General features: G+C 68.8%; 1 protein-coding gene. It reads left to right on the plus strand.

Translation table 11 applies throughout. The features are described from left to right. Window positions 1-131: 131 nt before the first annotated feature. On the plus strand, window positions 132-1,207 hold a 1,076-nt coding region (locus tag AC31A1_RS51665; RefSeq protein WP_489659952.1), incomplete at its 3' end, for a M1 family aminopeptidase.

A 1,207-nucleotide genomic window follows, 5' to 3' on the forward strand; every position in this document is an offset into this window, starting at 1 on the left:
GCCCTGCCCCACCCGGACGCGCGCGTGCCCTACCAGCGCGACGCCCAGAACACCGCCACCGCACCCGCGCCCGACCGGACATAAGCCGCGTACGGAACCACCCCTGTGCCATGTCAGTGCCATCAGGCAGCATGTCCTGCATGTCCGTACTGACGCGCGACGAAGCGCAGACCCGTGCCAGGCTCCTCGACGTCCACCGCTACACGATCGAACTCGATCTGACGACGGGCGAAGACACCTTCGACTCCCGCACCGTCATCGCGTTCACCGCTCGTGCCGACGCGGACACCTTCGTCGAACTCAAGCCCGCCGAGCTGCGCTCCGTCACCCTCGACGGCCGCCCCCTCGACCCCGAGCACCTCGTCGAGAACCGGCTCCCGCTGCCCGGCCTCACCGCCGGCGAGCACGAACTGCGCGTCGACGCGAGCATGCGCTACTCCCGCACAGGCGAAGGCATGCACCGCTTCACCGACCCCACCGACGGCGAGACCTACCTCTATACCCAGCTCTTCATGGAGGACGTCCAGCGCGTCTTCGCCGCCTTCGACCAGCCCGACCTCAAAGCGGTCTTCGACCTCTCCGTGACGGCCCCCGAAGGCTGGACCGTCCTCTCCAACGGCATCACCGAACACCTCGGCGAAGGCCGCTGGCAGGCCGCCCCCACCCCCCTCGTCTCCACCTACCTCGTCGCCGTCGCCGCCGGCCCCTGGCACTCCGTCCGCACCGAACACCGCGGCCTGCCCTTCGGCATCCACTGCCGCCGCTCCCTGGCCCCCCACCTCGACGCGGACGCCGAGGAGATCCTCGACATCACCCGCCAGTGCTACGACCGCTACCACGAGAAGTTCGAGGAGCCCTACCCCTTCGACTCCTACGACCAGGCCTTCGTCCCCGAGTTCAACGCGGGCGCCATGGAGAACCCCGGCCTTGTCACCTTCCGCGACGAGTTCATCTACCGCTCCGCCGTCACCGACACCGAGCGCCAGACCCGCGGCATGGTCATCGCCCACGAGATGGCCCACATGTGGTTCGGCGACCTCGTCACCCTCCAGTGGTGGGACGACATCTGGCTGAACGAGTCCTTCGCCGAGTACATGGGCTACCAGACCCTCACCGAGGCCACCCGCTTCACCGACACCTGGACCGACTTCGGCGTCGTCCGCAAGGCCTGGGGCTACGACGCCGACCAGCGCCCCTCCACCCACCC

It is taken from the genome of Streptomyces sp. P5F9 (assembly GCF_057961495.1).